This window comes from Plasticicumulans acidivorans (genome assembly GCF_003182095.1).
GTDB lineage: Bacteria > Pseudomonadota > Gammaproteobacteria > Competibacterales > Competibacteraceae > Plasticicumulans > Plasticicumulans acidivorans.
Genome location: NZ_QGTJ01000002.1, coordinates 249,675 through 272,409, shown reverse-complemented (window position 1 = coordinate 272,409; position 22,735 = coordinate 249,675). Strand labels below are relative to the sequence as shown.

The window sequence follows — 22,735 nt, the reverse complement described above, 5'->3', positions numbered from 1 at the left end:
GAAACGCCAACGGCGCCAGGTCGGCGCCGTTGCATTCACCGGGGCGTCAGCGGGAGCCGGCCTGCTGGCGGGCTTCCTTTTCGAGTTTCTTGCGGATGCGGTCGCGCTTGAGCGATGACAGGTAGTCGACGAACAGCTTGCCCTCAAGGTGATCGAGCTCGTGCTGGATGCACACGGCGAGCAGGCCGTCGGTTTCCAGTTCGAAGAACTCGCCGTGCCGGTTCTGCGCGCGCACCCGCACCCACTCGGCGCGCTGTACCGTCTCGTAGAAGCCGGGCACCGACAGGCAGCCTTCGTCCATTTCCTCTTCGCCGCGTTTTTCGAGGATCTCGGCGTTGATCAGCACCAGCGGCGCGTTTTTTTCTTCAGAAACGTCGATGACGACGAGGCGTTTCTGGACGTTGATCTGCGTCGCCGCCAGGCCGATGCCAGGCGCCTCGTACATGGTGTCGAACATATCGTCGATCAGTCCCTGCAGGGCGGCATCGAAGGTCGTGACCGGCGTTGCACGCTTGCGCAGGCGCGGATCGGGGAAGTGGAGGATGTCGAGTTTGGCCATACGTGTTCGTTCAGTGGCGGATCCGCCCGCTGCGGGCGCCGGCAAGTGGCCGTCAGTCTAACGGATTCGCCCGTCATCGGTAGCATCCGCCGGGTGCGCGTGCCCTCGGCGGAGGGTTTCGCTACACTCCGGCCGCCCGCTCGGATTCAAGGACTTCGCCGCATGACGCTTCCCGGAAGGATGTTAATCAGCGCCCTGTTTGCCGGCGCCGTCGGTGCCTGTGCCACGCAGGGGCTGGATTCGTCGGCAGCGGACGGCGCGCAGCGCACGGCACCGCCGCTGCTGGCCACGGCTGCCAGTGCCCGCCCCAGCGAGCCGCTCAAGGTGCGCAGCGGCGCCCCGCAGCGCTACACGGTGGTGCCGGGCGATACGCTGTGGGATATCGCCGGGCGTTTCCTCGACCAGCCCTGGCGCTGGCCCGAGATCTGGCACGTCAATCCGCAGATCGCCAATCCGCACCGCATCTATCCGGGTAACGTGATCGAGCTGTATTACGAAGGTTCGCAGCCGCGTCTGCGGGTGGCGACGACGCGCAGCGGTACGCGGGTTGGCGGCACCATCAAGCTGTCGCCGCAGATCCGTGAAGAAGCCCTGCACGAGGCGGTCCCGACAATTCAGCGTGATCTGATCAGCCCCTTTCTGCGCCAGGCCGTCGTGCTCGACAGCAACGATTGGCAGCAAGCGCCTTATCTGCTGGCGGGACCCGATCCGCGTGTGACCTTTGGCGCACGTGATGTGGTTTACGTGCGCGGCATCGAGCCGCCAGCCGCGCGTTTCTGGCACGTCTACCGGCCGGCTGGCGAATACCGGCACCCGGAGACGGGCGAGTCCCTCGGCTTCTACGGGCTGGACGTCGGTGAGGCCGAGCTTGAGGCCGACGGCGATCCGGCGACCTTGCGCCTGTTGTCCACGCGCCGTGAGGCGCTGGCAGGGGATCGCCTGTTGCCGACGGCACGGGATACCGATGACAGCGTGTTTTATTTCACGCCGAAGCCGGTTGCACCCGGAGTACATGGCTACATCCTCGATGTGTTCGATGGTATTTCGCTGATCGGCCAATATCACTCCGTGGTACTCAGCATCGGTAAGCGTGACGGGGTCGAGGTCGGTAGTGTGCTCGGTGGTTATCAAGCCGGCCGGGTGGTTCGGGATGAGCGTGCACCGGGCGGCGGCGATGACGTCACACTGCCTGATCAGAAGGCCGGCATACTGATGGTCTACAAGACCTTCGATCGTGTCAGCTACGCGCTGGTGATGAGCGCTACGCGGGACATGCACGTGAGGGACCGCGTCGGCGCGCCCTGATCGGCCTGGCCGGATGATGGACGCACTGACTGCGAGCCTGCTGCTGGCGCGTGCGCCGGGGGTCGGTCCGGCACGCTTCGGCGCACTGCTCGCCCGCCATGGATCGGCTGCCGCGGCACTGGCGGCGGGGCGCGAGGCCTGGCGGGGCGCCGGCGTGCCGGAGGCCGGCTGCGCGGTGCTTGCCGCGGCGGATCCGGCCGGCATCGAGGCCGATCTCGCCTGGGCGCAGCGTCCCGGCAATCATCTGTTGTGTCTGGGCGCCGCGGGTTATCCGCCGCAGCTGGCCGCGATCGCCGATCCGCCGCCACTGCTGTGGGTGCACGGTGACATCGGCCTGCTCAGTGATCCGCAGCTGGCCATCGTCGGCACGCGGCGGCCGACCCGCAGCGGTCGCGACGATGCCCATGCCTTTGCCGGCGGCCTGGCCGCACACGGCCTGGCGATCACCAGCGGGCTGGCACTCGGCGTCGATGGCGCGGCGCATGCCGGGGCGCTGGCGGCGGGCGGACGCACGCTGGCAGTGCTCGGTACCGGGCTGGACCGAGTCTACCCGGCGCGCCATCGGGATCTCGCACATGCGATTGCCGATGCCCAAGGTGCGCTGATCAGCGAGTTTCCGCTGGGGATGCCGCCGCTGGCGGAGAATTTTCCGCGGCGCAACCGCATCATCGCCGGCCTTTCGCTCGGCGTGCTGGTGGTCGAGGCGGCGTTGCAGAGCGGTTCGCTGATCACGGCGCGGCTGGCGGCGGAGCAGGGGCGCGAAGTGTTCGCTCTGCCGGGTTCGATCCACAACCCGCTGACACGCGGCTGCCATGCGCTGATTCGCGAGGGGGCGAAGCTGGTCGAAACTGCCGATGAGATCCTCGGCGAGCTTGCCCCGCACCTGCATGCCGCACTCCGTACGCCGCTGCCGGCCCCGGCGGTCGAGGCTGCGGCGGCGTCGCTGCCAACGCCCGGGCAGCTTGACGATGACTATCGTAACCTGCTGGATTCAATGGGAAATGATCCGTCTTCGGTGGACCTTCTGGTCCAGCGCAGCGGATTGACGGCCGAGGTGGTTTCATCCATGCTGCTGATCCTTGAGCTGGACGGATACGTATCCTCCGCCCCCGGCGGCCTGTTCGTCCGGCTTGTCTGATGCGAGGTGGAGATGAAAGAGAATGTCCTGGACGTACTCATGTACCTGTTCCAGAACTTCATCAGCGAGGACATCGATGCCGACTCCGATCGCGAGTCCATGCGCAGCGAGTTGATCGAGGCTGGTTTCGCCACCCGTGAAGTCAAACAGGCCTTCGAGTGGCTCGACAGCCTCGTCGAGCGCCAGCAGGACCCAGCGGCACCGGTCAATACCGACCGCTCCTTCCGTATTTTCACCGCGGAAGAGTGCGTGCGGCTCGATGTCGAATGCCGTGGTCTGCTGATGCAGCTTGAGCAGGTCGGCGTGTTGTCGCCGATGACCCGCGAGCTGGTGATGGACCGCGTGATGGCGCTCGATACCGACGAGATCGACAGCACGCAGCTGAAGTGGCTGATCATGATGGTGCTGTTTCATCAGCCCGGACAGGAAGACGCCTACGCGGCGGTCGAAGATCTCCTGTTCGATGACGTCACCGGCTATCTCCACTAGCATTGCCCCCATTTTCCCGCCCACGGCACGTTGGCCCGCTACGGCGTGCGCGGCCTCTGCACTTCGCCTGAGCGCAGCAGTGAAGCGAGCATGAGCAAGAACCTGGTCATCGTGGAATCGCCGGCCAAGGCCAAGACGATCAAGAAATACCTCGGCAAGGAGTTCGAGGTGCTGGCCTCCTATGGCCATGTGCGCGATCTGGTCCCCAAGGAGGGAGCGGTCGATCCGCGTCACGACTTCGCGATGAAGTACGAAGTCATCGAACGCAACCAGAAGCATGTCGACGCGATAGCCAAGGCGCTGGCCAAGGCCGACGCGCTGTTTCTGGCGACCGACCCTGACCGCGAAGGCGAGGCGATCAGCTGGCACCTCTACGAGCTGCTGCGCGAGCGCGAGCTGCTCGACGGCAAGCCGGTCAAGCGTGTGGTGTTCCACGAAATCACCAAGCGCGCGATCCAGGAAGCGATCAGCCATCCGCGCGACCTGGAAATGGACCTGGTCAACGCCCAGCAGGCGCGCCGCGCGCTCGATTACCTGGTCGGCTTCAATCTCTCGCCGCTGCTGTGGAAGAAGATCCGCCGCGGTCTGTCTGCCGGCCGCGTGCAGTCGCCGGCGCTGCGCCTGATCGTCGAGCGTGAAGAAGAAATCGAACGCTTCGAGCCGCGCGAGTACTGGAGCATCGGTGCCGCCTGCTTCAAGCAGCAGGCCTTCGGCGCCAAGCTGATCGAATTCGCCGGCGAAAAACTCACGCAGTTCAGCATCAGCGACGGTGAGCGTGCGGCCGCGGTGCGCAGCAGCCTGCTCGCTGCCGCCCAGGGCACGCTCAGTGTCACCAAGGTCGACAAGAAGCAGCGCAAGCGCAATCCGGCGGCGCCGTTCACCACCTCGACCCTGCAGCAGGAAGCCTCGCGCAAGCTCGGCTTTTCCGCCAACCGCACAATGCGCACGGCGCAGGCGTTGTATGAAGGCGTCGACATCGGCTCGGGCAACGTCGGTCTGATCACCTACATGCGTACCGACTCGGTCAACCTCGCTGCCGAGGCTCTCACCGAGATCCGCGAGCTGATCAGCCGCAAGTACGGCGCGCACAACGTTCCCGACGAGCCGCGCGTCTACAAGACCAAAGCGAAGAACGCGCAGGAGGCCCACGAGGCGATCCGCCCGACTTCTGCGGTGATCGAGCCCGAGCAGGTGCGCGGCCACCTCAGCGCCGAGCAGTTCAAGCTCTACGAGCTGATCTGGAAGCGCACCGTGGCCTGCCAGATGATCCCGGCGACGCTCGACACCGTCGCTGTCGATCTCGCCTGCGGCACCGGCAACACCTTCCGCGCCAGCGGCTCGACGATCGCCGATCCCGGCTTCCTGATGGTCTACGAGGAAGGCGTCGACGACGCCAAGGCCAAGGACGCCGACGACGAGGACAGCAGCCGCGTGCTGCCGCCGCTGGCGGTCGGTGACCGCATCGAACTGCGCGACATCAGCGCCGATCAGCACTTCACCGAGCCGCCGCCGCGCTACAGCGAGGCGAGTCTGGTCAAGGCGCTGGAGGAATACGGCATCGGCCGGCCGTCGACCTATGCGGCGATCATCTCGACGCTGCAGGCGCGCGAATATGCGGTGATCGAAAACCGCCGCTTCGTGCCGACCGACGTCGGCCGCATCGTCAACCGCTTCCTCACCCAGCACTTCACCCGCTACGTCGACTATGACTTCACCGCGCAGCTCGAAGACGAGCTCGACGAAGTCTCCCGCGGCGAAAAGGACTGGGTGCCGCTGATGCACGAGTTCTGGGGGCCGTTCAGCTCGCTGGTCACGGACAAGGAAACCTCCGTGTCGCGCGAGGAGGTCGCCCAGGCGCGCGAGCTCGGCATCGATCCGCAGTCCGGCAAGCCGGTGTCGGTGCGCATCGGCCGTTTCGGGCCGTTCGTGCAGATCGGCACCAAGGACGACGCCGACAAGCCGAAATTCGCCAGCCTGCGCGCCGAGCAGCGCATGGACACGATCACGCTGGATGAGGCACTCGACCTGTTCCAGCTGCCGCGCTCGCTCGGGGAAACCGCCGAGGGCGAAGCGATCCGCACCAACGTCGGCCGCTTCGGCCCCTACGTGCAGTACGGCAAGAAGTACTGCTCGCTCAAGGGTGACGACGACCCTTACACGCTGACCCGCGAGCGCGCGCTGGAGCTGATCGCCGCGCACAAGGAAGCCGAGGCGAACAAGTACATCCGCGTGTTCGACGACAGCCCGGTGCAGGTGCTCAACGGCCGCTACGGTCCGTACATCACCGATGGCAAGAAGAACGCGAAGATCCCCAAGGATCGCGAGCCGGCTGCCCTGACACTCGCCGAGTGCCTCGAACTGCTGGCGGCGGCGCCGGAGAAAAAAGCCGGTGCCCGCGGCCGCAGTGCAGCGGTCAAAGAACCGAAAGCGGCCAAGGAAGCCAAGACCCCGAAGGCCGCAAAAGCGCCGAAATCCAGCGCCAAGGCCGATTGAACCCGCCGGCGGCGACCGCCGCCGCTGCCATAGCCGCCGAGCATGTCCCTGATTCCCCGTTTCCCGCTGGCCCGGGCCGTCGCCGTCATCCGTGACGGCGGCCTGCTCGCCTACCCGACCGAGGCCGTTTACGGCCTCGGTTGCGATCCGCTCGATGCCGATGCCGTGCTGCGCATCCTCGCGCTCAAGCGTCGGCCGATCGGCAAGGGCGTGATCCTCATCGCCGCCGGCTTCGACCAGCTCGCAGCCTTCCTTGAACCGCTGACGCCGGCGCTGCGTGCCCGCATTGGGGATTCCTGGCCCGGCCCGAACACCTGGCTGCTGCCCTGCCGGCGCGATGTGCCGCGCTGGCTGCGCGGCGACCACGATACCCTCGCCGTGCGCGTCACCGCGCACCCGCTCGTCGTCCGGCTGTGCCGCGCCGCCGGTAGCGCGCTGGTGTCGACCAGCGCCAACCGTGCCGGTCAGCCGCCGGCGCGCACGCCGCTCGCCGTGCGCGCACGGCTTGGTGACGACGTCGATCTGGTCCTGCATGGCGCACTCGGTGGCCAGGCGCGACCGACGACGATCCGCGACGCGCGCAGCGGCGAGCTGGTGCGCGCCGGCTGAATGGCGTGCCACATCTGCCTGCGGAGCCCCGATGAGCCTCGATATTCCCGCGATTCGTCCCTACCTGCTCGATCTGCAGACGCGCATCTGCAGCGCGATCGAAGCCGCCGACGGCACCGTTCCGTTCCTGCGCGATGACTGGACACGGCCGCAGGACCGCCCCGGCCTGCGCGGTGACGGCCGCACCCGCGTGCTGCGCGAGGGCGCGCTGTTCGAGCAGGCGGGCATCAATTTTTCGCACGTGCGCGGCGAGCGTCTGCCGCCGTCGGCGACCGCCCAGCGCCCGGAGCTGGCCGGGCGGCACTTCGAGGCGCTCGGCGTCAGCCTGGTGATCCATCCGCGCAACCCCTACGTGCCGACCTCGCACATGAACGTGCGGGCTTTCGTCGCGCTGCAGGACGGCGCCGAGCCGGTGTGGTGGTTCGGCGGCGGCTTCGACCTGACGCCGTATTACGGCTTCGATGAGGACTGCCGGCACTGGCACCGTGTCGCCCGCGATGCCTGCGCACCGTTCGGCGAGGCGCTGTACCCGCGCTTCAAGCGCTGGTGTGATGAGTATTTCTATCTCAAGCACCGCAACGAGCCGCGCGGCATCGGTGGCCTGTTCTTCGACGACTACGCCGAAGGCGGCTTCGAGCAGGCGTTCGGGCTGATGCGCAGCGTCGGCAACGCCTATCTCGACGCCTATCTGCCGATCGTCGAGCGCCGCCGCGACATGCCGTGGGGCGAGCGCGAGCGCGAGTTTCAGCTCTACCGTCGCGGCCGCTACGTCGAGTTCAACCTGGTCTGGGACCGCGGCACGCTGTTCGGCCTGCAGTCGGGCGGGCGTACCGAATCGATCCTGATGTCACTGCCGCCGCTGGTCAGCTGGCGTTATGACTGGCAACCGACCGCCGGTACGCCCGAGGCCCGTCTGTATACCGACTATCTGCGCGCGCGCGACTGGCTGGCCTGAGGCGCGCCGTTCAGCACAGCTTCGATGAGCTGGCACGCAGCTCGTCGATGCGCGCGTGCAGGCGGCCGAGCAGCTTGGTCAGGTGTTCGCGGTCGTCATCACCCATGCCGGCGAGCAGATCGGCTTCCCAGTCGATCGCCATCGCCGAGAGTTGCGAGAACAGCTCACGTCCGTCGCGCGACAGATCCAGCACCGCTACGCGGTTGTCACGCGGATCGACCTCGCGGCGAATCAGGCCGGCGTCCTGCAGGCGTGACAGCGTGCGGCTGACGCGCGCTTTTTCCATGTGCGTGCGCAGGCCGACTTCGCTGGCAGACAGCGGTGCACCGTAGGCGAGTGCTGCCAGCACCCGCCATTCCGGCACGCTGATGCCGAAGTGATGACGATAGATCGCCCCCAGCGTGCGACTCATCAGCTCGGCGATGACGTTGACCCGGTGAGGCAGGAAGCGCTCGAGTTCAAGTGGCGCGATGCGCTCTGCAGACATAACGGCCTCCGTGTCCCTGTTGGGACCGGTAAAGTTTTCAATAGCTTGTTGGCATTCCACCGCGCCCTGCAGCAGCGCTGGACTGACCTGATTAGCGTCATGTTGCACTGCGGCATGGTTGCATGGGAAGGGTTTTCGCAAAGGTTTTTTTCAGTAAACCCCAGCTGTGAAGTGCACGTTATGACCGTGCAGCATTAAATTTGTTGCTCTGCAGCAATTGATTGTCAGATGAACTTTTTTATCCGCCTGCCGCCCGCGCGGCGCGATCGGGAGCAGGCGCTCTCGGGATTGCGACGCCCACGCAAACGGGGCCGCACAGATCCGTCGCGGATCTTTTGACGGGGACAGGGCGTGGGAGCTCTGAGCAGCGGGCGCCAGGTTTTGTCTGATGCGGGGCCGCGCGTCGCCGGTGCCGGGCTGGAGCAATGGGCATTGCCGCGGAGCGGCTGCGGCTCACTTGCGGGCGGCGGGTACGTGCTCTGCTTCGCGGCGCAGGCCGGCGACATCACGCCTGGGCGGTGCGCCGAACAGGCGGCTGTATTCACGGCTGAATTGCGATGGGCTTTCGTAGCCGACCTGGAAGGCGGCGCTGGCGGCGTCCAGGTCTTCGCTGAGCATCAGGCGCCGCGCCTCGTTCAGGCGCAGCCACTTCTGGTACTGCAGCGGACTCATGGCGGTGAGCTGGCGGAAGTAATGGTGGAGGCTGGAACGGCTCATCTGCACGCGGGCAGCGAGTTCGTCGATGCGCAGCGGTGCCGCGTAATTCACCTTCAGCCAGTCGATGACCCGGGCGATGCGATAGCCCTGGCTGCCCACCGCGGCGATCTGCCACAGGCGGGCCGCCTGATCGCTCAGCAGCAGGCGGTAGTGGATCTCGCGCTGGATCAGCGGCGCGAGCACGGCGATGGCATCGGACTCATCGAGCAGCGCCAGCAGGCGCGTGAACGGCTCCAGCAGCCGTGGGGTGATCGTGCCCAGCCCCATGCTCTGAGCGGTGCGTTCGTGTGGCGGCGGCAGGCCGTCCTGCGCGATCAGCTCCGCCATCATCCGCAGGTCGAGCTTCAGCACCAGCCCCAGACAGGGCTGCTCCGGGCTGGCTTCGATCACCTGCGAGCTGGCCGGGAGGTCCAGTGAGGTGATCAGAAAGCGGCGGGTGTCGTAGGCGTAGCTCGCGCCGCCCATCAGCATCTGCTTCTTCCCCTGGACGACGAGCACGACGCTCGGCTCCACCAGACAGACGAACGGCGGTGTCGGCCATTCCATGCGGAAGAACGACAGTGCCGGGATCGGCGTCGGCCACTCCCCGGAGTGTTCACAGCGGCGTGCGATGTGGCGGGCCAGCGTCGTGTGCAGCGCGCCGATCCGCGGACTCTCCTGACTCGAATCGTCGTGCACTGGCCTGCGGACCTCGGAATTCTGCCCCGCGCACTGTACTGCGGCCGCCGGTGGGGCAGGGGGCGTTGTGCTGAAGTTCGGCGGATCGGGCAAGAACTGGGCAGGATCGTTCAATCGATTCGCGGCCGTGAGCGGGAGAATGCTCAAGGTCACCGGCGGCCGCGCCGGCGCGCGCTGCCGAGCCCTGATCGCCTCCCGGCAGTTTCACCGTGATCAGCAGGCGAGGGCAGTCAGCCGATGTACAGGACGGGCAATCCCGCCGCGGCGGATACGCGGCTTTCGGACTGCCGGTGCGGCGTTTTCAACGCCGCGGCTCCCCGTTTCGTCATCGACACGGCTTTGCTCACGGCGCCCGCCTGCAGTCGTGCGTTCTCATCAGCCCCTATCGGATAAGCCCATGGAAAACTTCACTTACTTCAATCCCACCCGCGTCGAATTCGGCACCGGCAAGGAACAGCTGATCGGCGAGATCCTCGCCGCGCGCGGCATCAGGAAAGTGCTGCTCTGCTACGGCAGCGAACGCATCAAGCGCGAAGGACTGTTCGCCACCGTCAGCGGCAAGCTCGCCGAACAGGGCATCGCCTGGGTTGAACTCGGCGGCATCGTCAGCAACCCGCACATTTCGACGGTGCGCAAAGGCGTTGCGCTGGCGCGTGCGCAGCAGGTCGATGCCGTGCTCGCGGTCGGTGGCGGTTCGGTGCTCGACAGTGCCAAGGCGATCGCCGCCGGTGTGCACTACGACGGCGACGTCTGGGAGCTGTTTCTCGGCAAGGCCGCGATCGCCTCGGCGCTGCCGCTGTTCACCATCCTGACGCTGGCCGCCACCGGCAGCGAGATGAACGGCTCCGCCGTCGTCACCAACGAAGACACGCAGGAGAAATTCTTCATCGCTGCGCCGGCCCTGTTCCCGCAGGTTTCGATCGTCGATCCGCAGCTGATGCGCGGCGTGTCGCGCGACTATCTGGTGTATTCCGCCGCCGACGTCATCGCCCATCTGATCGAGGCCTATTTCACGGCGAGCGTGCATCCGAAGCTGCTGTCACGATTGGTCGAAGCGCTGCTCAACACCGTGATCGAAACCACCGAGGCGCTGCTGGCCGACCCGGCCGACTACGACGCCCGTGCCGAATTCGCCTGGGCGGCGACGCTCGCGCTGAACGGCCTGACCTTCTCCGGCGCCGCCGGCTTCAGCTATCCGAATCACGCCATCGAGCATGCGCTTTCGGCGCTGTTCAACGTGCCGCACGGCGCCGGTTTGTCCGTGGTGATGCCGGCGTGGATGAAGTGGTATCACAGCCGCAACCCGGCGCAGTTCGAGCGCTTCGCTCGCCAGGTGTTCGGTGTCGACAGCGCTGAGCAGGGCATCGCCGCACTGGAGCACTGGTTCGACAAGATCGGCACCCCGACGCGCCTGACGCAGCTGCAGATCAGCGCCGCCGACCTGCCGGCCATCGCCGAAAAAGTACAGAGTAACGTCCGCGGCTTCGGCATCGCCGAGCTCTACACGCCGGCCGTGGTCACCGACATCTTGAACAGCGCGTTGTGAGTGCATGGCGCACGCTCGAAGTCTGGCGGTGCTGAGAGTGCGCCATCGTTTGCAAGCCTCCTCTCAAAGACGTATTGCGAGTCTTCGATGGCAAATTAATTGTGAGGATAAATCCAAAGTCTTCCCCTATCGTGTTGGCGTCAGTAATTCGTAACCGACTCTAACTGGAAACAGCGACGCATGGTTTGCGTCGGTAATTGCGTCGACGGTATCGGCGGAGAGATGCGCTGACGATCAATCCCGAAGCCACGAGGAACGCTGAAGGGGGTTCAGGAATAGGGGAAAAAGTTATTATGTCATCGAATAGATAATTCCACATGGAATATTGATAGTCATTGGTGTGTGAACCATAGTTGGCAAAAGAGATTTCAAGCAGGCCCGTTTGATCTTCAAAGGCAAACCATGTTTTTTCAGTAAGTGTTAGAGCAAAGTCAGATGTTCCGGAGTTGCCAATGACTGTAATGATGAATGCGTCCGGCTTAAAGCCGGCGGCCGGACTATACAAATGTGCCAGTCTCCAGAACGAATCGACTAGAAGCCCAACTTGGGTCGTACCCGGTGCAAATCCCGTGAGCTGGCGTACGACGGGGCTCGGTGGTTCAAATACTTCAATCGAAGCGATTAGGGCCGCAGAAGGGCAGTAGTAACCACGACAGATGCCAGCAATCCCATATGGTATGGAAGGGATAAATGAAAAGCCGTTGAAGGTTGTAATGTCAGTGGGCCCTGATGGGTAGCTTTCAAAGGTCTCAATCGATGTCGGATCGATCGAGTCGTAAGCAATAAGTACAGGGGCTGCATTCGCAATAGCTGTAATCAGCATGCTGATAATAACAGCGGTGCATCGGTGCCAAAGTGAGGTTTGCATTGGCTTTCAATACCCCATGTTTTGTGAACGCTAAAGAGTTTTTAAAGAGGCTGTCTCGTGCTTGGCGTAAGGTGTTGATCTGTTTAAAAAATTATTCAAAACAGCTGTGATGATAGATTGTTTTAAAGTGCTTTCCAATCAAAAGCCATAGCATGGTTAGTTGCTTATGTTTTTGATGTGTTTTTTTGTGACCATCAAGACTGTGTTCGATGGGGGGCGAAAGTCTCACAGATGATATGGGAATTAATTTGTCATCACGGAGTTTCTGGCGATCGACAGATGAGGCTGTTTTCCCTCAAATCGCTAGTTAACATGAGCGTTTTGACCAATTAAACGGTATTGTTTCTAGCATTCGCCATAACCGCTTTTGACTGTCCGCGTTAATAGCGTTGTTGTGCATCGTGTTTGTTCATGGCTTATCTTGAATCTTGAGGTATTGGTTGTTTTTTAAATACAGCGTATCACCATCTCATCCCTCGAATGATTCTTTCTTTGTTGAATCAAACCAGGTGGTGTTTTCTTGAAATATTTTTATTGGTCCCTTATAGGCCGAATCTCCAGAAGCATAATAAATTTCCCCGAGATATATTCCATTTCTAATCTTCTCAGATTTCCTGATAAGTACGAACACGCCTCCGTCGAGCCCTCCAACCTAGACAGAAGCAGCAGGGATGCTGTGTGGTTTGGCTGGCGCTACAGGCGTAGATGCTTCCCTTTCACACCCGGCAAGCAATGCGAAGGCCAGAATTAATACATAACTCCAAAACCGGCTCGCGATTCGCACAAGTTGCTCCTTAAAATGTGCCAATGCCTTCGATTACCAGAACATCATTTTTATAGTCAAGCTTGGGGAATTCATCCCTCAACTCTCCCATGTAAGAATTTGGCCGTGGATCGACTATCTAAGGTGTAATTGTCTGGTCCAGTGTGATCATATTCCTCCCAAGGAGTTACCCCCTGTTCCGAGCCCGCGGCGTCTGTGAGTAGTTGATTGCGACGATCCGCACCAAGGCAGCCGAGCCGGGCTAATCCTCGGAAACCTGTACCGATGTCAGCGACCGTACACAAGCAAGCCCGCACGACCCCCGTGATCCGCGCCGAGTTGCAAGCCTCCAGCGAGTCGAGCACGGTGCTGGCGCGACGCTACAACCGGACGCTGTCCTCCGTGCGCAAGTGGCGGGCGCGCACGGACATGCAGGATCGCTCGCATCGGCCGCAGGCCCTGCACACGCGACACTTTCTCCGGAGCAGGAGCTTGTGGTGGTGGAACTGCGCGAGTTCCTGCTGCTGCCCCTCGATGACCTGCTCGTGGTGACCCGGGCGTTCGTCTATCCCGAAGTCTCGCGCTCGTGCCTGGAGGATTTGATTCCGCGTGAGGAAAGCCACCGCTCACCGGCAAAAACCTTCAAGGACTACGCTCCGGGCTTCGTGGACGTGAAGTATCTGCCGCAGATGCCCGGTGAGCACACGCGCCACTACCTGTTCGTCACTATCGACCGGGCTAGCTCTGGGTGCACGTCGAAATCCTGCCGGACAAGACCGCTGCCAACGCCAGCGGCTTCCTGGAGCACCAAATCCAGGCCGCTCCCTTCCGGCTCACCAAGGTGCTCACTGACAACGGCAAGGAGTTCACCGACCGTTTCTGTGCCACCGGCGAGCGCGAGCCCACTGGGGAGCATGTCTTCGATCAGGTCTGTGCTGCCAATACCATCGAGCATCGCCTGATCAAACCACGCCATCCCAGACGAACGGCATGGTCGAGCGCTTCAACGGCTGCATCGCCGAGGTGCTCGCCACCACCCGCTTTCACAGTGGTGAGCACCTGCGCGAAACGCTTACCCGCTACGTACAGGTCTACAACCTGCACATCTCGCAGCGTGCGCTGGCGCATTGCTCGCCCGTCGTTGTGCTCAAACGCTGGTATCAGGAACACCCAGAGTTGTTTCAGCAGCAGCCACAGGATCAGGCGGGACTTGACATGTAGGATCTGAAATGGGGTGGAATTTTAGAAATTTTTCACAAGTGTTTAAGATTTGGTCCGGATTTTTTATTTTTTGTTTCACATGGCTGTGTCAATTTTTTTAAATATTTTTTGTCGAGCTAATGGGCGTCGAAAATGTGCAATCTTTATGACGCCCATTTGATCACATATTACGCCCTCAATGCCAATCTTGGCCTTTGATCCATTGAAAAACTTTTGACATCCTTACAGCGCCGGCCGCAATTCGGGCAGCGCTTGCTAGATAACCATAAATCAATGGGTAAATCACCAAATCTTTTCTCGTAAAGAGCACATGATTCGGCCCATGCCGTTTTTAGATTTTCTTCGTCATCTTTTCCACGCATACCGAAATAGGGGAAATGGTGCAAGAAATATCCAAAAAATTGTTCGCAGTCCTCTTGGTATTTCTGTGTGTCTAGAATATGGAAATGCCAGAAGTCATCGACGAAAGTGGATGGAACAACTGCTGAATCTGGGTTTTCTTTACAAAGCACGAGGTACTTTTTGTATTCGTGCGCTACGCGCTTTGTGAAATCAAGTGACCAGCCTAAGCCTTCTTCTTTGTCCATAATCTTGACCATGATCGGTTCAAGGTCAATATCATTTAAAACTGATTCGGTCATCATAGGTGCTCGTGGTTGGTTAAAAGGACATGGCATACAAACTTAATTCAACAACTAAAGTCTGTTCGGTTTGACTGACAGATGCTATCTCTAACACTGAAATAGAAGTGCCAAGCTGCAGTAATAGTGACTGCTACGATAATGGAACCAGTGCTATAAATTTCTGCGTATGATATCTAAAACAGTCTTGTTGTTAATCTGAAGGGTAAATAAAGTCAAGAGTTTTGAGTGCAAGGTTAGCGATAGTAGAGTGTGCTGCTAATCGTTCTCTACATACTCGCTGGTGTATTGACAAATTACGTTTTTTACGGCATCAAAATCAGGTGATGTGAAATTATATATAATTTCATCGCTTGAGTTTTGAATAATCCACTTAGGGATCATTGATTTGAGGATTATGTCGGTCTGGGGGGCATGATTTCCATTGGCTTTAAGAATTCTTGCGTTATCGTTTGCAAAAACAACGACAGGTCTAATTGGCCACCTATTTGTTTTTCCTTTTTCTAGAATTTGCAAAAGCATTCCAGATGTGCGAAGAGATTGAATAGAGGCATTGCCTAAATCTTTTTTGTATCCGGGGGTTTCCTGGTACCACTTTTCTCCAGCTACAGCCTTTACTGTACCTTTCCAATTCTTGACTTCAAGAATTACTAACCCAATTTTTGGAACAAATAGAAGAAAATCAATTTGAAAATTTCGATTGTAATAGCAGATGTTTTTTGAGCGAATGAAACCAGATATCAGTGTGCCTTTTATTCCCCTAAGTATTTCTCTTACGGCTTCTTCGCCAGCGTTTCCTGCATCCGTTGGTGTCATTAAAGAGATACCTGATGTTTACAATTAGCCTTGCTCGCGTGGGAGATTCATTGGAATAACTTATTATGTTCTCTACCAAAAAGAAGAGAGCCAACGGATGAATGTGTGTGCGATTTTAGGTGTGTATTCTTTTACTTTATCAACTATGATGTCTGTTGCTTCATATTTGATGTAGTCCCAAGTTTCCCCCGCCTTTTTTTTAATTTCCTCAAAAATTCCTATCTCGGCGTTTTTTGCTGCTTCTTCGGATACCGTTTCTTCCTTTGCCTCTCTCGTGAAAGAGTATTTTTTTTCGTTTGGGAGTATGTCAACAACCTTGTTTACAAGCTCGACAAGATTCCAAGAGTCATTTGCCGAGACTGCAACAATTTTATTTGTTGATACATTGAATCTAGATGAAATATCATTTATTTTTTTTGTTAAATTTACGACCTGTTCTTCTCCCGGTTCATTCTTTTGCACATCCCATTTTCTGTGAGGTTCAATTTTGTCCGCCTGGGTTATGACAAATATCACTGGACATTTTTCTAAATTTGGTTTGAGTATTTCTTGGTAAATTTCTATTGATGTGGCGTATTTTCTGTCATCGGCTTTTATTGCCCAGATAACAAGGTCTAACCCAGGAAGCAAACTTTTATATAGCTCGCGGTACTCTGCGTGGCGTTGCGGGTCTTCACCGACTCCTGGAACATCAAGAAGAGTAATGCCATTCCCCTCACCTGATAAAAGTATTTCTTGAGGGGCTCTTGTACACGCTTCTACATCACTTATTTCTGCGATATTTTTTCCGAAAAGAGCGTTGCAAAGACTGGACTTTCCAACGCCAGTGTCACCAAAAATAGCAACTTTTGGTGTGTAGTTTCTTATTTTTGAAATCTCGTTCTTGATTTTTTCAAGAATTATTTTTTTATTGATTTCATTAAAAGGTTTATTTTTGTTTTCGAGCATTGATGTCATTTTGTTTGCCTCTTGTTCTTGTTGAAGCGCAATGTGTAGCGCCTAATATATTGAGTTGGTTGAAAGCGAGAAAAGCCTGCTGTAAGTCAATTCCTGTTAATGGTAATGTCAGCTGCCGCGCTAATTTTATATTTACGTAAAGTCCATGATTTTTACCAATAGCTCAATTGCTGCGGTTGATTTAAATGACTTTTTGTTCGGCTTTTTGTTTTGCTAGGCTGATGGTTGCAATAATCCTTGGTACTCAGCGTTTTTTCCTTCGGAAATCCCCTCGCACAGATGAAGGAGACGTTGGGTATGAACTTTAAATTAAACTAAATTGATTCGGCCGTAAGATTTGGAATCATGATTATTTTGCAGACTTTAGTGCTTGTAGTGAAGACGTATTCGGCTTTATGTTTCACAGTGGCCTAGTTTTTGGGGAAGAGTTAATAATTTATCAAGTGCGGCTTCTTTTATGGCATCTAGCACAAAATAAATAGCATTCCTGATCTCTAACGGCTTTTTAGCTAAGGTAAATGGTGAAAACATATCTGTGCCGGTGAGTATGCCCGCTATTTAAGCTGGCAGTGTAGCGGTCTAGTAGAAATAACCTTTCTACTGAGATGTGTCGACACCAATGCGCTACATACACGGGTTGAAGTGTAGGGGTATGGCGTCGTCGGTTCACTCGCGCTTAAGTGTCTAAGAGTGGTGTCGCCACCCACGCTAGGGTCCGTGTGCTGAAAGGGGTCCATAAGAGTCATTGCTACGTGAGGTTGCTAAATTCCGATGCTCACATCCTTAGCCGTGTAAATAACTCCGTCTGTGATCTTCATCACTCTCACCGTTACTGTCACGTGCAGCGCCAGATAATGAACTATTCGCTTACTTCTCCTCTGGTAGCTACAGCCACACACAGAGCCTCAGTGTCTCGGCGTTGGCGAGGGTTTCGAGGTTCTTAACCGATGATCTTGGTGGGTACGTGGCGCGGAGCTGGCGGCGGATGTGTCTGCAGCCTGTCAGTGCATTGGTCGAGCCGATGTCGCTGGTCAGCTCGTTGCCCGCGCTTCATTGGCGGGCGATGGCGTCTGCCAGGCGCGTAGAGCATGTGCCCCCGCCGAGATGCTTGGCGACGCGTGGGCAGGGCGGTCTGCAGGCGGCCTTGATCTGGCCTCAGGCGATATCGGCGGGCATGAAAAAACCGAGGCCCCGCAGGAGGATGCGGGGCCTCGGTGGTGCTCGGGGAGGCGATCAGGCGCCGATGATGATGCTCGTGGCCTTGACCAGCGCGTAGGCCGGGCTGCCGACGGCGAGGCCCAGGTCCTTGACGGCGTCTTCGGTGAGGATCGCGGTGACGGTCGAGCCGGAGGCGGTGGTGAGGACCACTTCGGCGTTGACGGCGCCTTCCTTGATCGAGCTGACGGTGCCGGTGAACACGTTGCGGGCGCTGAGCTTGCCCGGGGTGCCGGCGCCGAGGATCACGGCACTGGCCTTGAACAGCGCGGTCACCGGCGTGCCGGCAACCAGGCCGAGGGCGGAGACGGCGTCCTTGGTCAGCGTGGCGGTCAGGGTGTCGCTGCCGATGGCGACGACGACTTCGTCATTGACGGCGCCGGCTTCGATGGTCTTGACGGTGCCGGAGAACTGGTTGCGTGCGCTGAGCTTCATGATGCGAGTCCTTGATGTTTCTGGGGGTTTGGCTGCAGGCGAGGCGTCCGCCTCGCTGCTGAGGCTTACTGTCTGCCAGGGCGATATGAAAACTCAACGCCATCGCTATCGTGTATTTCAGCCCAGCTCGGTGAACACCGCGGCCGCCGGCAGCCGCGATTTCGGCAGGTTGGCGTTGAAGTCGTCCTCGCCGTGATAACCGAGGCTGACCAGCACCAGACTGGTGTAGCCGCGCGCGTGCAGATCGAGTTCGGCATCGAGGATGCGCATGTCGAAGCCTTCCATCGGGCAGGCGTCGAGGCCGAGCGTCGCGGCGCCGAGCAGCAGCGTGCCGAGCGCGAGGTAGACCTGCTTTTCCATCCACGACTGCAGATCCTTCTGCGCATAGCGGTGGATGTCGACATAGCCCTGGCGCGCCTGCTGCTGGCCGGCCTTGGCCTGCGGCGTGGCGAAGCGGCCGTCGGCGTCTTCCTGTTCGAGCACGCTGCGCAGGTAGTCGGCGTCGAGATCGGTGCGCGCACACAGCACGATGACGTGCGAGGCCCGTAGCACCTTCGGCTCGTTGTAGACAAAGCCGCCCTGCGTGGCCTTGGCGATGCGCGCCTTGGCCTCGGCACTGCCGGCGATGACGAAATGCCAGGGCTGCGAATTGACCGATGACGGGCTGTTGCGCAGCAGCGTGCGCAGCTGCTCGATGGTGTCTTCGGGAATGGCGCGGCTGGCGTCGAAGGCTTTGGTGGTGTGACGCTTCTGGGCGTAGGCGACGATGTTCATCGGCAGAATTCCTGCGGGTTTTGAAGGAAAAGTCGTGGGCAGCATGGCGGGTCCGCCTGCCGCGTTGGCTGCGGACCCCGGCGATGGCGACATTGAAGCTTTTTATTGGTTCGAAAAAGTCGGCGAAAGCCGATTGAGTTTCAAAAATGATTTGAAAACCATCCGGGCAGATCGCGATGCCGTGGTCGTGATCCTGCGTCAGTGGCGCCTGCCGATGTGTGATGGCAGCGCTTTTGCCCGCCAGTCGGCGGACGATAGACTCGCCCCGTTCACTAGGCGGAGGTCGAAGGCTTATGGAGATGACCCGGGTATGCCGCTTCGGCGGTCTCCTCATCGGTGCGCTGCTGCTCGCCGGCTGCAAGACGATGCCAACCAACGGTTCCGCGGCACCGCTGCTGCAGGGCTACACCTGCTGCAACCTGCACGCGGAAGGCGACTGGATCAGCGATTCGAACTACACGACGCTGCCGATGATTCCGGCCGGCACGCCGATCCGTGTGCTCGACTACGGTCGCAACCGTGCCCAGGTCGACATCGACGGCAAGCCTTACCGCCTCGGTCACGATTACGGCCGCGACCAGGAATCGCTCGAACAGTGGGTGGCGAAGATCGTCATCTCGAACGACCCGAAGCCGCGCATCGCCAAATACCCGGCGAAGATCCGCGACGCCGTGCGCGCCGGCCAGCTGGTGACCGGCATGAGCAAGGAGCAGGTGATCACCGCGGTCGGCTACCCGCTGACCAGTGAGAATTCCTCGCTGGATGCGCCGACCTGGCGCATGTGGGTGTCGAGCTTCGGTGAATACCAGCTCAACTGGGACGCCAAGGGCCGGCTCAAGGAGATCGTCACCAACGACGCCGGCACCCGCAACCTGATCGAATACCGTCGCTGACGGCTGCAGCCGTCCGGAGATCGACATGGGCGAAGCCGTCCACGAAGCAAGCCTCCACGAGTGTGATGTGCTGGTCATCGGTGGCGGCCCTGCCGGCTCGACCGTGGCCACGCGGCTGGCGCAGCGCGGCCACGCGGTGACGCTGCTGGAGAAGGCGCGGCATCCGCGCTTTCACATCGGTGAATCGCTGCTGCCGGCCAATCTGCCGCTGTTCGAGAAGCTCGGCGTCGCCGACGAGGTGCGTGCCATCGGCATCGAGAAGCGCGGCGCCGAGTTCGTCTCGCCGTGGCATGAGCGCTCGCAGACCTTCCAGTTCGCCAACGCCTGGGACAAGTCGATGCCGTATGCCTACCAGGTGCGGCGTTCGCAGTTCGACGAGATCCTGATCCGCAATGCCGCGCGCAACGGCGCCGAGGTCATCGAAGGCTGTCGCGTGCGCGAGGTGGAGTTCCTGCCGGGCGACGCCGGCGTGCGCGTCAGCGCCGAGCACGACGACGGCCGGCGCAGCGAATGGCATGCGCGCTTCATCGCCGATGCCTCGGGGCGCGACACTTTCCTGTCGAGCCGGCTGCAGGCCAAGCAGCGCAACCCCAAGCACAACAGCGCGGCGATGTATGCGCATTTCAGCAAGGCCCGCCGTCACGCCGGCTGCGCCGAGGGCAACATCACCATCTTCTGGTTCGAGCACGGCTGGTTCTGGTTCATTCCGCTGGCCGACGGCGTGACCAGCATCGGCGCGGTGGTGTGGCCGTATTACATGAAGCGCCGCGAGCGTCCGCTTGAAGCCTTCTTCCGCGACACCATCGCCCAGTGCCCGGCACTGGCCGAGCGCCTGCGCGATGCCGAGCTGGTGTCGCCGGTCGAGGCCACCGGCAATTTCTCCTACACCTCGGACCGCACTCACGGCGAGCGCTACCTGCTGCTCGGCGACGCCTTCGCCTTCATCGACCCGGTGTTCTCCTCCGGCGTGATGCTGGCGATGCAGAGCGGCTTCGACGGCGCCGACGCCATCGACCGCTGGCTGCGCGAGCCGGCGGCGCGCGCGCAGGCGCTCGCCCGCTACGACCGTGCGGTGCGCCGCGGCCCGCGCGAGTTTTCCTGGTTCATCTACCGCATCACCACGCCGACGATGCGCGATCTGTTCATGGACCCGCGCAACGTGCTGCGCATGGAAGAGGCGCTGCTGTCGGTGCTGGCCGGCGACATCTTCGGCCGCACGCCGATCTGGCGCTCGCTGTTCGCCTTCAAGGTGCTTTATTACCTGGCCGCCGCCTCGCGGCTGAAGCGCTCCTGGCAGGCCTGGCGGCGGCGGCGCGCCAACATCCGCCCGGTCGACGAGCCCGACCGCATCGGTGGGGGCGCATGAGCGCAGCCTGTCCGGCGGCGCACGCGCAGGCGGCCGACAGGCTCGGCCTGATCCGCTTCGTCGCGCCCGGCGTGGCAGCGGCAGGCGGCGCGGTGCTCGACGTGGTGGCGCCGCCGCTGGCCGGCCAGGTGCTCGAACTGCCGGTCGCCGGCGACGGCAGCCCCTGCCGCGACGGTCGCCACGGCGTCGTGCACTACCGCTGCGACGACAGCCTGCTGTTCGCCGTCTGCTGCCTCGACGAAGACCCGGCGGCCTTGCCGACGCCGCTGCAGCAGGCCACGCAGGCGGCCTACGCGGCGCTGTTCGACTGTCTGGCGGCGAACGGTTACCCGCACGTGCTGCGGGTGTGGAACTACCTGCCGCAGATCAACCTGGAGAGCCACGGCAGCGAGCGTTACCGCCAGTTCAACGCTGGCCGGCAGGCTGCTTTCGCCGCTGCCGGGCGGGCGCTGAGCGGCGCGGTGCCGGCTGCCTGCGCCCTCGGTGTCGGCAGCGGCGGCCTGCGCATCGGCCTGCTCGCCGGGCGCCAGCCGGCGCAGGCGGTGGAGAATCCGCGCCAGGTCAGCGCCTACGACTACCCGCCGCAGTACGGCGCGAAGAGCCCGACCTTCGCCCGTGCCGGGCGTTTCAGCGTCGCCGGTGAGCCGCGGCTGTATGTTTCCGGCACGGCGGCGATCGTCGGCCATCGTTCGCTGCACATCGACGATGTCATCGCCCAGACCCGTGAAAGCATCGCCAATCTGGCGGCGGTGGTCGCCGCCGCTGGCGCACCGTTCACGCTGGCGCCGCTCGCCTATCTGGTTTACCTGCGCGACCCGGCCGATCTGCCCTGGGTGCGCGAACAATGCCGGCAGCAGCTTGGTGCGCAGGCGCGGCTCGGCTTCGTGCAGGCCGACGTCTGCCGCAGCGAGCTGCTGGTCGAGATCGAGGCCTGCAGCCTGCCGGCCGGCGTGGAGACATGGCCATGAAGGCATCGCTTATCGCATTCCCCCTGCTGCTCGGCCTGGCCGGCAGCGCCGTGGCGGAGGAAAAACCGCTGTGGGAGGTCGGCTTCGGGGTCGGCGCGGTCAGCTTCAATGAATATCGCGGCTCCTCGCGACGCAGCGACTACGTGCTGCCGGTGCCGTATTTCGTCTACCGCGGCGAGGTGTTCAAGGCCGACCGTGACGGTATCCGCGGCGAGCTGTTCGACAGCGACATCGTCAAGTTCAACGTCAGCCTCGGCGCCTCGCTGCCGGTCGACAGCCGCGGCGACAGCCTGCGCCGCGGCATGCCGGATCTCGACGCCACCGTCGAACTCGGCCCGGCGCTGGAGTTCCGCCTCTGGCACAGCGCCGACCAGCGCCAGCGGCTGGAACTGCGCCTGCCGGCGCGGCTGGCGGTGACCGCCGCCGGCACGCCGCGCGATGTCGGCATGGTGTTCAGCCCGAACCTCAACCTCGACGTCGACGATCCCTTCGGCCTGCAGGGCTGGCATCTGGGCATGCTGGCCGGGCCGATCTTCGCCGACCGCCGCAACCACGCCTATTTCTACGACGTCAGCCCGCGCTATGCGAGCGCCACCCGGCCGACCTTCACCAGCGGTGGCGGCTACAGCGGCAGCCAGTTCCTGGTGGCGGTGTCGAAGCGCTTCGAGCAGTTCTGGGTCGGCGGCTTCGTGCGTTACGACGATCTGCGCGGCGCGGTGTTCGCCGATTCGCCGCTGGTCGACAGCGACTCCTCCTGGGCTGCCGGCGTCGCGCTGGCCTGGGTGTTCGACGAATCGACGCAGCGCGTGCCGGTCGAGTACTGACAAGCATTCCGGGGTTTG

22 protein-coding genes are annotated in these 22,735 nt (G+C 61.0%); 13 read left to right on the top strand and 9 right to left on the bottom strand.

Annotated features, from left to right (window positions below):
• Positions 1 to 46: 46 nt before the first annotated feature.
• Positions 47 to 559, bottom strand: coding sequence for a peptide deformylase (def, locus tag C7443_RS03850; protein ID WP_110017248.1), 513 nt, complete (start codon positions 557 to 559; stop codon positions 47 to 49).
• A 180-nt stretch (positions 560 to 739) separates the two neighbouring features.
• On the opposite strand from def, the gene C7443_RS03845 reads away from it, so the two are divergent.
• The 6 genes from C7443_RS03845 to hemF all read left to right on the top strand — a co-directional run bounded on the left by C7443_RS03845 (position 740) and on the right by hemF (position 7,548).
• Positions 740 to 1,864 (top strand): LysM peptidoglycan-binding domain-containing protein, encoded by a 1,125-nt coding sequence (locus C7443_RS03845; RefSeq protein WP_110017247.1) that lies wholly within the window; start codon positions 740 to 742, stop codon positions 1,862 to 1,864.
• 16 nt (positions 1,865 to 1,880) lie between these two features.
• On the top strand, positions 1,881 to 3,002 hold the full coding sequence (dprA, locus tag C7443_RS03840; protein ID WP_110017246.1) for a DNA-processing protein DprA: 1,122 nt from the start codon (positions 1,881 to 1,883) through the stop codon (positions 3,000 to 3,002).
• A 12-nt stretch (positions 3,003 to 3,014) separates the two neighbouring features.
• Positions 3,015 to 3,491: a Smg family protein gene (locus tag C7443_RS03835; RefSeq protein ID WP_110017245.1), complete on the top strand. Its 477-nt coding sequence runs from the start codon at positions 3,015 to 3,017 to the stop codon at positions 3,489 to 3,491.
• A 90-nt stretch (positions 3,492 to 3,581) separates the two neighbouring features.
• On the top strand, positions 3,582 to 5,984 hold the full coding sequence (locus C7443_RS03830) for a DNA topoisomerase I (RefSeq protein WP_110017244.1): 2,403 nt from the start codon (positions 3,582 to 3,584) through the stop codon (positions 5,982 to 5,984).
• Between the two features lie 42 nt (positions 5,985 to 6,026).
• A complete protein-coding gene (gene tsaC / locus C7443_RS03825) occupies positions 6,027 to 6,593 on the top strand; it encodes an L-threonylcarbamoyladenylate synthase type 1 TsaC (protein WP_110017243.1) in 567 nt (188 codons plus the stop codon).
• A gap of 31 nt (positions 6,594 to 6,624) precedes the next feature.
• A complete protein-coding gene (gene hemF / locus C7443_RS03820) occupies positions 6,625 to 7,548 on the top strand; it encodes an oxygen-dependent coproporphyrinogen oxidase (RefSeq protein WP_110017242.1) in 924 nt (307 codons plus the stop codon).
• Positions 7,549 to 7,558: 10 nt separating this feature from the next.
• On the opposite strand, the gene C7443_RS03815 is transcribed toward hemF, so the two are convergent.
• The gene (locus C7443_RS03815; RefSeq protein ID WP_110017241.1) at positions 7,559 to 8,035 is read right to left on the bottom strand and encodes a MarR family winged helix-turn-helix transcriptional regulator; all 477 of its coding nucleotides are present in this window, start codon (positions 8,033 to 8,035) and stop codon (positions 7,559 to 7,561) included.
• A gap of 453 nt (positions 8,036 to 8,488) precedes the next feature.
• Entirely contained in the window at positions 8,489 to 9,430 is a 942-nt protein-coding gene (locus tag C7443_RS03810) for an AraC family transcriptional regulator (protein WP_110017240.1), read from the bottom strand.
• Positions 9,431 to 9,827: 397 nt separating this feature from the next.
• Between C7443_RS03810 and C7443_RS03805 the strand changes: the two genes are divergently transcribed.
• Positions 9,828 to 10,976 carry an iron-containing alcohol dehydrogenase gene (locus C7443_RS03805; protein ID WP_110017239.1) on the top strand — a complete coding sequence of 383 codons (1,149 nt, stop codon included), beginning with the start codon at positions 9,828 to 9,830 and terminating at the stop codon, positions 10,974 to 10,976.
• A 160-nt stretch (positions 10,977 to 11,136) separates the two neighbouring features.
• Here C7443_RS03805 and C7443_RS19790 read toward each other — a convergent pair whose 3' ends face one another.
• Complete coding sequence (locus C7443_RS19790) at positions 11,137 to 11,799, bottom strand: hypothetical protein (protein WP_146213226.1); 663 nt, start codon at positions 11,797 to 11,799, stop codon at positions 11,137 to 11,139.
• Positions 11,800 to 13,107: 1,308 nt separating this feature from the next.
• Here C7443_RS19790 and C7443_RS20570 point away from each other — a divergent pair.
• Together C7443_RS20570 and C7443_RS20565 are read left to right on the top strand one after the other, a co-directional pair.
• Positions 13,108 to 13,569: a hypothetical protein gene (locus C7443_RS20570; protein ID WP_342774202.1), complete on the top strand. Its 462-nt coding sequence runs from the start codon at positions 13,108 to 13,110 to the stop codon at positions 13,567 to 13,569.
• The gene (locus C7443_RS20565; RefSeq protein ID WP_342774206.1) at positions 13,487 to 13,828 is read left to right on the top strand and encodes an integrase core domain-containing protein; all 342 of its coding nucleotides are present in this window, start codon (positions 13,487 to 13,489) and stop codon (positions 13,826 to 13,828) included. Before C7443_RS20570 ends, C7443_RS20565 begins: the two co-directional genes overlap by 83 nt.
• A 167-nt stretch (positions 13,829 to 13,995) precedes the next feature.
• Here the strand turns inward: C7443_RS20565 and C7443_RS03795 are convergent, their stop codons facing one another.
• The 5 genes from C7443_RS03795 to nfsB all read right to left on the bottom strand — a co-directional run bounded on the left by C7443_RS03795 (position 13,996) and on the right by nfsB (position 18,666).
• Entirely contained in the window at positions 13,996 to 14,472 is a 477-nt protein-coding gene (locus C7443_RS03795) for a glycine-rich domain-containing protein (RefSeq protein ID WP_246004533.1), read from the bottom strand.
• A gap of 255 nt (positions 14,473 to 14,727) precedes the next feature.
• Entirely contained in the window at positions 14,728 to 15,285 is a 558-nt protein-coding gene (locus C7443_RS03790) for a nuclease-related domain-containing protein (protein ID WP_110017238.1), read from the bottom strand.
• Between the two features lie 72 nt (positions 15,286 to 15,357).
• Positions 15,358 to 16,242, bottom strand: coding sequence for a GTPase family protein (locus tag C7443_RS03785; protein ID WP_110017237.1), 885 nt, complete (start codon positions 16,240 to 16,242; stop codon positions 15,358 to 15,360).
• A 1,233-nt stretch (positions 16,243 to 17,475) separates the two neighbouring features.
• On the bottom strand, positions 17,476 to 17,892 hold the full coding sequence (locus C7443_RS03780) for a TOBE domain-containing protein (RefSeq protein WP_110017236.1): 417 nt from the start codon (positions 17,890 to 17,892) through the stop codon (positions 17,476 to 17,478).
• Between the two features lie 117 nt (positions 17,893 to 18,009).
• The gene (gene nfsB, locus C7443_RS03775; RefSeq protein WP_110017235.1) at positions 18,010 to 18,666 is read right to left on the bottom strand and encodes an oxygen-insensitive NAD(P)H nitroreductase; all 657 of its coding nucleotides are present in this window, start codon (positions 18,664 to 18,666) and stop codon (positions 18,010 to 18,012) included.
• Positions 18,667 to 18,959: 293 nt separating this feature from the next.
• On the opposite strand from nfsB, the gene C7443_RS03770 reads away from it, so the two are divergent.
• Genes C7443_RS03770 through C7443_RS03755 form a run of 4 tightly spaced genes read left to right on the top strand, consistent with a single transcriptional unit; the run spans position 18,960 to position 22,717 of the window.
• A complete protein-coding gene (locus C7443_RS03770; RefSeq protein WP_246004532.1) occupies positions 18,960 to 19,559 on the top strand; it encodes a hypothetical protein in 600 nt (199 codons plus the stop codon).
• Positions 19,560 to 19,584: 25 nt separating this feature from the next.
• A complete protein-coding gene (locus tag C7443_RS03765) occupies positions 19,585 to 20,925 on the top strand; it encodes an NAD(P)/FAD-dependent oxidoreductase (RefSeq protein WP_110017234.1) in 1,341 nt (446 codons plus the stop codon).
• Positions 20,922 to 21,893: a chorismate transformation FkbO/Hyg5 family protein gene (locus tag C7443_RS03760; protein WP_246004531.1), complete on the top strand. Its 972-nt coding sequence runs from the start codon at positions 20,922 to 20,924 to the stop codon at positions 21,891 to 21,893. Before C7443_RS03765 ends, C7443_RS03760 begins: the two co-directional genes overlap by 4 nt.
• On the top strand, positions 21,890 to 22,717 hold the full coding sequence (locus tag C7443_RS03755; protein WP_246004530.1) for a MipA/OmpV family protein: 828 nt from the start codon (positions 21,890 to 21,892) through the stop codon (positions 22,715 to 22,717). The genes C7443_RS03760 and C7443_RS03755 overlap by 4 nt, the downstream gene beginning before the upstream one ends.
• Positions 22,718 to 22,735 lie beyond the last annotated feature (18 nt).

Coding starts and splice junctions, on each gene's coding strand:
- def (WP_110017248.1), bottom strand. CDS start 559: ATGGCCAAACTCGACATCCTCCACTTCCCCGATCCGCGCCTGCGCAAG.
- C7443_RS03845 (WP_110017247.1), top strand. CDS start 740: ATGTTAATCAGCGCCCTGTTTGCCGGCGCCGTCGGTGCCTGTGCCACG.
- dprA (WP_110017246.1), top strand. CDS start 1,881: ATGGACGCACTGACTGCGAGCCTGCTGCTGGCGCGTGCGCCGGGGGTC.
- C7443_RS03835 (WP_110017245.1), top strand. CDS start 3,015: ATGAAAGAGAATGTCCTGGACGTACTCATGTACCTGTTCCAGAACTTC.
- C7443_RS03830 (WP_110017244.1), top strand. CDS start 3,582: ATGAGCAAGAACCTGGTCATCGTGGAATCGCCGGCCAAGGCCAAGACG.
- tsaC (WP_110017243.1), top strand. CDS start 6,027: ATGTCCCTGATTCCCCGTTTCCCGCTGGCCCGGGCCGTCGCCGTCATC.
- hemF (WP_110017242.1), top strand. CDS start 6,625: ATGAGCCTCGATATTCCCGCGATTCGTCCCTACCTGCTCGATCTGCAG.
- C7443_RS03815 (WP_110017241.1), bottom strand. CDS start 8,035: ATGTCTGCAGAGCGCATCGCGCCACTTGAACTCGAGCGCTTCCTGCCT.
- C7443_RS03805 (WP_110017239.1), top strand. CDS start 9,828: ATGGAAAACTTCACTTACTTCAATCCCACCCGCGTCGAATTCGGCACC.
- C7443_RS19790 (WP_146213226.1), bottom strand. CDS start 11,799: ATGCTGATTACAGCTATTGCGAATGCAGCCCCTGTACTTATTGCTTAC.
- C7443_RS03795 (WP_246004533.1), bottom strand. CDS start 14,472: ATGATGACCGAATCAGTTTTAAATGATATTGACCTTGAACCGATCATG.
- C7443_RS03790 (WP_110017238.1), bottom strand. CDS start 15,285: ATGACACCAACGGATGCAGGAAACGCTGGCGAAGAAGCCGTAAGAGAA.
- C7443_RS03785 (WP_110017237.1), bottom strand. CDS start 16,242: ATGACATCAATGCTCGAAAACAAAAATAAACCTTTTAATGAAATCAAT.
- C7443_RS03780 (WP_110017236.1), bottom strand. CDS start 17,892: ATGAAGCTCAGCGCACGCAACCAGTTCTCCGGCACCGTCAAGACCATC.
- nfsB (WP_110017235.1), bottom strand. CDS start 18,666: ATGAACATCGTCGCCTACGCCCAGAAGCGTCACACCACCAAAGCCTTC.
- C7443_RS03770 (WP_246004532.1), top strand. CDS start 18,960: ATGGAGATGACCCGGGTATGCCGCTTCGGCGGTCTCCTCATCGGTGCG.
- C7443_RS03765 (WP_110017234.1), top strand. CDS start 19,585: ATGGGCGAAGCCGTCCACGAAGCAAGCCTCCACGAGTGTGATGTGCTG.
- C7443_RS03760 (WP_246004531.1), top strand. CDS start 20,922: ATGAGCGCAGCCTGTCCGGCGGCGCACGCGCAGGCGGCCGACAGGCTC.
- C7443_RS03755 (WP_246004530.1), top strand. CDS start 21,890: ATGAAGGCATCGCTTATCGCATTCCCCCTGCTGCTCGGCCTGGCCGGC.